Raw genomic sequence first — 6,109 nt, forward strand, 5'->3', positions numbered from 1 at the left:
GATCGCCGCGGACCTGCTCCGAGCAGCCCTGGCCTTCGCCCTGCCCTTTGTGGACGGCAGCGTAGCGGCGGTGTACGCGATCGCCGTCGGGCTGTCCGCCGGCGCCGTGTTCTTCAATCCCGCGGCACAGTCGGTGCTGCCGGCCATCGTCCGGGAACGCGAACTGGTCGCCGCCAACAGCGGGCTGTGGACCGCCGCAGTCATCTCGCAGATCGTGCTGGCGCCGCTGGCCGGAATCGTGGTCGCCACCCTCGGGTACACGTGGGCGTTCTGGATCAACGCCGCCAGCTATGTGCTCTCGGCGCTGGTACTCGGCCGGCTGGAGGTGCCCACCGTCCCGGCCCCGGTCTCCGCCCGGCCGTGGTACGCCCAGGCACGGGACGGTGTCGCCGCGATCACGGGGGACCGGCTCCTCAGAGCCCTGGCCGGCGCTCAATTCCTGGCGGCACTCTCGGCCGGGGCGACTGGAGCCCTGCTCGTCGTGCTGGCCCGCGAGCACCTGCGTCTCGGAGCCGAGGACTACGGACTCCTGCTCGGCGCCATCGGCGTCGGCGCCGCCACCGGGCCGCTGTTCCTCTCCAGATTGACCGACGATCCCCGCCGAGCGCGCTACGTCCTGGGACCTTTCGTGCTGCGCGCGGCCGTCGACGCGATCCTCGCCACGGTGACCGGCCTGGTCTCCGCGATGGCCGCCCTCGTCGCCTACGGCCTGGCCACCTCCACCGGGGCGGTCACCTTCAACTCGCTGCTGCAGGCAGAGACACCAGAGCGCGTGCGCGGTCGGGTCTTCGCCGGCTTCGACGTGCTCTGGCAGACCGGTCGACTGCTCTCCCTCCTGCTCGGTGGACTGCTCGCCGACCTCGTCGGGATCCGAGCCGTCTACTACCTGGGCGCGATCCTGCTCCTCGCGGCCGCAGCCGCGGGCTCGGCGGGGCTGCGCTCCACTGAGTCCAACCGGCCGGACCCGCCACCCCCGTAGCGGCCAGTTGTTGGCACCGCTCGCGGTACGTCAGGCTTGAGGAACCGCGACCGCATCCTTGGTGCGCAACGGCTGTGCCGGGCCCTGGCGCCGGCTGGGGGAACGGGGGACGGGCGGCCACCGTTGGCCGCGCATGAGGTCCCGAGTGCTCCGATCCCTCCTGCTCCCCGCGTCAGGGGTGGCCTTGTGCTGTCTGGGTGCGGTGGATCGGCGGATTCCACCCCCCGCCAGCTCGGAGGTTCTCGCGGCCGAGCAGGTGTTCGTCGAGGATCCGGTCGTGGTGCCCGATGTGTCCGGCACGTTCGCCACCCTGCAGGTGTCGACGGACCTGGACATGGCCTGCGCCGTCGTGTTCGGACGGGACGAGTCCCTCGGTGACGGGATCGCGACCGACGCCGACATGGGCGGTGGGACCCACACCGATCACGAGGCCGTCATGCGCGGCTTGCAGCCGGGACTGCTGCACGAGCTGGTGACACCGCGCGGTGGTGTGCGCGTGGCCTTTCGATGGTCTGGACTTGCCAGGCCACTCATGACCCCAGCCCTGGTCGGCGCCATGGCGCTCGGACGGGCAGTCGATGACATTGCGCCGACGGTCGAGGTTGCGCCGAGCCGCTCTGGTCATGGGTTTGGCGCGGTCTCGGTGCCGTGTGCGGCGCGGGTTGCTCGTGCGGCGAGGGCGGCGAACTCGTCGGCCAGTGCTGGCGGGTGGAGGGGTGTCAGTTCGGCGTCGAGGAGCAGGAGCCAGCGGGCGATGCTGGCGAGGGAGTCTGCGCCGACGTGCAGCACGCAGGTGGTGTCGTCGATGGCCTCGATGTGTCCCCACGCCGGGTCGATCCAGTACTGCACCGTGACTGCGGAGGCGTGGACGCGCACGGTGGCGCGGTGCTGCTGGAGACCAGCTCCGATCTGGGCGAGGACGTAGGCGTCGACGTCTTCGGCCGGGGCGCGGTGGGTGCGCTGGTGGACTCCAGGTGGGCGAAGCGGTCGAGACGGAAGGTGCGCCAGTCGTGGCGGGTGGTGTCCCAGGCGACCAGGTACCAGCGGCGGCCGGCGCGCACCAGGCGTAGCGGCTCGAGGGTCCGCTCGCTGAGCTCGCCGCGTCCGCTGCGGTATTCGGCGCGGAGCTGGCGGTGTTCGCGGCAGGCCATCGCGGCGGTGGTCAGCACCTGCACGTCCACTGGGGGTGGCGACTGGCCGACCACCGCGCCGTGGGGCATGTGGCTGACCTGCCCGGTCAGAGCGTCGACCTGACGGCGCAGCCGGCGTGGCATCACCGCCGTGAGCTTGGTGAGTGCCCGCACGGTGGCACCGGCGGCCACCTCGGCGCCGGCGACGCCGGCGACCTGCAGTGCCACGACGGTGGCCACCGCTTCCTCGGTGTCGAACATCAGCGGCGGCAGGCTGGTGCCCGGGGTCAGGCAGTAGCCGCCGTCGACGCCGGGACGTGAGTCCACCGGATAGCCGATCGCGCGGAGCCGGTCGACGTCGCGGCGCACCGTGCGGGTGGAGACCTGCAGAGCCTGCGCCAGCTGGTGCGCGCTCCACTCCTGGCGCTGCTGAAGCAGCTCCAACAGTCGCAGCAGCCTGCCCGGGGTGTCCCACATGACGTCGATGGTGCCGAAGATCGCGGACGAGTTCTGTCCGCGATCGTTCCTAGCGTCCTCCGCATCCACCTGATGTCCCCTGATGTGAAGGACGCCCCATGTCTGTCAAAGCCACCCGCGTCACGCTCGCCCGTCACCGCACCGGCACCGAGCCGGCCACCGACCTGCTCACCTCCGACCGGGTTCAGCTGCCCGACCCCGGCCTTGGGCAGGTCCTGGTCCGCACCACCCACGTCCAGGTCGCCGCGGTGATGGCCGACCTGATGCTCGAGCACCCGAACCTGCCGATGGCCGGCTACCAGCTCGGCGCCCCGGTGTGGGGCGCGGCCGTGGGTGAGGTCATCGCCGCCGGGGACGGGGGCCTGTCGGTGGGCACGGCGGTGATGCACATGAAGGGGTGGCAGGACCACGTGCTCGCCGGGCCCTACGAGGCGTTCCCGGTTGACCCGCGCCTGCCGGAGCCCTACTTCGCGATCAACCAGGGGGTCACCGCCCACCACGGCATGGTCGACATCGCCCGGGTGCGCGAGGGAGACGTCGTCTTCGTCTCCGGAGCCGCCGGCGGGGTGGGGTCCCTGGCGGGGCAGGTGGCCAAGGCCCTGGGCGCCAGCCGCGTGATCGGTTCGGCCGGCAGCGCGGCCAAGTGCATCTACCTGACCGAGGTCCTCGGCTACGACGCCGCGATCAACTACCGCGACGGGCGCGTCCTGGCCGACCTGAGGGAGGCGGCGCCCGAGGGCGTCGACGTCGTTTTCGACACCGTCGGCGGGGAGCAGTTCGAGGCGGCCGTGCAGGCCGCCGCTCCCGGTGCCCGACTCGCGCTGTGCGGGGCACTGTCCGGCCAGCTCGACGACGGCCCCGGAGCGCACCCGCGCCTGGACGTCATGACGGCGATCGCCAAGGACCTGGTGATCCTGCCGTTCACCACGATGCACACCCCAGAGCAGCTGCAGGCCTGGAACAGCGCCTACGGGTCTTGGCTGGCCGAGGGGGCCCTGGTCTACCCTCACACGCTGGTTTCCGGCGGGCTGCAGGCCGCTCCTGTCGTCCTGGACGAGCTGCTGGCCGGCACCCACCGAGGCAACGTGCTCGTGCAGGTGGCCACGTGAGCGCGGTAGATCCCGCGCCGTCTCCGGCCGCCCTCGAGGGACCGCACCCACCGGTCCGTCAGGTGGCGGCGCTGGTGGTCCTCTCCATCAGCCAGCTGATGGTCGTGCTGGACGGAACCATCGTCAACGTGGCGCTGCCCGCGATCGCCGGCGGGCTGCGGGTGGACGCGGCAGCCGACCTGCAGTGGGTGATCACCGCCTACACCGTGGCCTTCGGCGGCCTGCTGCTGCTCGGCGGTCGGCTCGGTGACCGCTTCGGGCGCCGGCAGGTCTTCGTCACCGGTGCGGCGGTGTTCGCCGGCGCCTCGCTGCTCGGCGGTCTGGCCACCGATCTGTCCGCGCTCATCGCCGCACGCGCCCTCCAGGGCGCCGGTGCAGCCCTGCTGGCCCCCACCGCACTGGCGCTGCTGACCGTCGTCTTTCCCGAGGGCCGCCAGCGCCATCAGGCCCTCGGCGTCTTCTGCTCACTGCCGCGGCCGGCGATCCCGACGGGTTCCGGCTGCTCTTCCACCATGCGGCGCGCGAGCCGGCCTTCCGCGCCGAGGTCGACGTGTTCACCGCCGAGATGACCGCCACGGCACACGACCACCTCGCCCCATCCATCCCCGATCCAGCGTGGGCCCGGTGGGCTGCACGGCCGGCCCCGACGATCACGGTCGCCGCCGTGCTGACCTGGCTGGAGGCCGGCCAAGCCGAGCCGGCCAGCGCCGCCGCTCGACTGCGCCAGGCAGTCCAGGGCATCAGCTCCGCAGCGGGCGCCGAGCCAGTCCGCGCACCTCGTCACTAGCGGACGCCTCACGGTGCAGTCGAACGCCATCCGGGCCGGGTGGGGCGCGGCTCCGCTGCGCAGTGCCCAGCCGAGGCTCCTCCATCCGCTCTGATGCAGGTCGGCATCGGACGCACCACCGCGCGCTCCGGAGGCGCACGGCGAGAACCGGCGGAACCGGCGATGCTGTCCTCACCGATGCCGCGGTGGTCTGGCCGCCGGCTGGGCCTTCCCTCTCCGGACCCAGATCCCACCGGTCGGCTGGCCACACGGATCCGCCAGCTGGCGCGCGCCCCCCGCTGATCGGGCGATGAGTTCCGGGGGCGGGTGGGGTCTGCACGACCATGACCACTGTGATCGCCACCCGCACGCTCGTCACGTCTGAGGCATCGCTGGCCTATGACGTCCGTGGTCCGCTGCCGACGGCGGACGGACGGCCGCCGCTGGTCCTCATCGGGGCACCGATGGACGCGAGCGGCTTCGGCACGCTCGCTGGGCACCTCACCGACCGCACAGTGGTCACTTACGACCCGCGCGGCCTGGGTCGCAGCACGCGGACCGACGGGCGGACCACGCACACGCCCCAGCAGCACGCCGATGACGTCCACCGCGTCATCGAGGCGGTCGGGGGGCCGGTGGAGATGTTCGCCAGCAGCGGGGGAGCGGTCACGGCGCTGGCCCTGGTCGCGGCGCATCCGGATGACGTGACGACGCTCGTCGCCCACGAACCCCCGCTGCTGCACGTCCTCCCGGACGCCGACCGCGCGATCGCCGCCACCCGCGCGGTGCAGGCGGTCTACGAGGCCAAGGGCTGGGGGCACGGCATGGCGGCCTTCATCGCGCTCACCTCATGGCAAGGGGAGTTCACCGACGACTTCTCGGCCACCGCCGCCCCGGACCCGGCGACCTTCGGCCTCCCGGTCGAGGACGACGGTTCACGCAGCGACCCACTGCTGTCGCACGACTCCGACGCGATCGCCGCCTTCCGGCCCGACGTCCCGGCGCTGACGGCGGCGTCGACCCGGATCATCGTCGCTGCCGGCATCGAGTCGAAGGACGCCCTCACCTGGCGCACCGCCGTCGCGACCGCCCAGGCGCTGGGCCAGGAGGTCACCGTCTTCCCGAGCGACCACGGTGGGTTCCTGGGCGGCGAGTTCGGCCAGCACGGCCAGCCGGAGGGGTTCGCCGCGCGGTTGCGCGAGGTCCTCGACGCGCACTGACGCCCTCGTTCAGGGCTCCGGTACCTCGACCGGCCCGGTCAGGTAGCGCTGCACGAGCGGGTCGACCGCCGCGACGATCGTGTCCGGCGGGGCTGAGGTGAGCGGCCGGACCTCTAGCACGTAGTCCCGCTACGGGATTCTGCTCCGGCCGTCCGGAGTCGACGCTGCACCGACTTCGGGCAGGATGCCCGTGCGGTTGACCGCCGGTACCCGCCGATCGAGCCACATCAGACGAGAAGGCTCGACGTCGGCAACGGACACTCGCTGTACCGGGAGCAGTGCGGCAATCCCCACGGCAAGCTGTCCCGCCCCGGATTCAGTGGAGGCTCGGAACTGACGCGGCGACGGTAGTCGCCGCGGTGTTGTGCCGGTAGAAGTTGTCTTCGTGCTCGGCCGGTGGGACGAGGCCGATCTCGCCGTGTAGCCGT

6 protein-coding genes are annotated in these 6,109 nt (G+C 72.3%); 4 read left to right on the forward strand and 2 right to left on the reverse strand.

Annotated elements, in window-relative coordinates; all coding sequences use genetic code 11:
- Positions 1-979, forward strand: a 979-nt coding sequence (locus tag G5C62_RS24875) for an MFS transporter (RefSeq protein WP_164703126.1), incomplete at its 5' end; no start/stop codon positions are given.
- A 172-nt stretch (positions 980-1,151) separates the two neighbouring features.
- On the opposite strand, the gene G5C62_RS24880 is transcribed toward G5C62_RS24875, so the two are convergent.
- On the reverse strand, positions 1,152-1,604 hold the full coding sequence (locus G5C62_RS24880) for a hypothetical protein (RefSeq protein ID WP_164703127.1): 453 nt from the start codon (positions 1,602-1,604) through the stop codon (positions 1,152-1,154).
- 94 nt (positions 1,605-1,698) lie between these two features.
- On the reverse strand, positions 1,699-2,586 hold the full coding sequence (locus tag G5C62_RS24885; protein WP_164703128.1) for a WYL domain-containing protein: 888 nt from the start codon (positions 2,584-2,586) through the stop codon (positions 1,699-1,701).
- Positions 2,587-2,684: 98 nt separating this feature from the next.
- Between G5C62_RS24885 and G5C62_RS24890 the strand changes: the two genes are divergently transcribed.
- The 3 genes from G5C62_RS24890 to G5C62_RS24900 all read left to right on the forward strand — a co-directional run bounded on the left by G5C62_RS24890 (position 2,685) and on the right by G5C62_RS24900 (position 5,681).
- Entirely contained in the window at positions 2,685-3,695 is a 1,011-nt protein-coding gene (locus G5C62_RS24890; RefSeq protein WP_164703129.1) for an NADP-dependent oxidoreductase, read from the forward strand.
- Positions 3,692-4,264, forward strand: coding sequence for an MFS transporter (locus G5C62_RS24895; RefSeq protein WP_206330852.1), 573 nt, complete (start codon positions 3,692-3,694; stop codon positions 4,262-4,264). The genes G5C62_RS24890 and G5C62_RS24895 overlap by 4 nt, the downstream gene beginning before the upstream one ends.
- 541 nt (positions 4,265-4,805) lie before the next feature.
- A complete protein-coding gene (locus G5C62_RS24900; protein WP_206330853.1) occupies positions 4,806-5,681 on the forward strand; it encodes an alpha/beta fold hydrolase in 876 nt (291 codons plus the stop codon).
- Positions 5,682-6,109 lie beyond the last annotated feature (428 nt).

The sequence above is a fragment of the Modestobacter sp. KNN46-3 genome, from assembly GCF_011039295.1.

Bases quoted from the DNA above. Each gene is read 5' to 3' on its own strand.
- G5C62_RS24885 (WP_164703128.1), bottom strand. From the start codon at position 2,586: ATGTGGGACACCCCGGGCAGGCTGCTGCGACTGTTGGAGCTGCTTCAG.
- G5C62_RS24880 (WP_164703127.1), bottom strand. From the start codon at position 1,604: ATGACCAGAGCGGCTCGGCGCAACCTCGACCGTCGGCGCAATGTCATC.
- G5C62_RS24890 (WP_164703129.1), top strand. From the start codon at position 2,685: ATGTCTGTCAAAGCCACCCGCGTCACGCTCGCCCGTCACCGCACCGGC.
- G5C62_RS24900 (WP_206330853.1), top strand. From the start codon at position 4,806: ATGACCACTGTGATCGCCACCCGCACGCTCGTCACGTCTGAGGCATCG.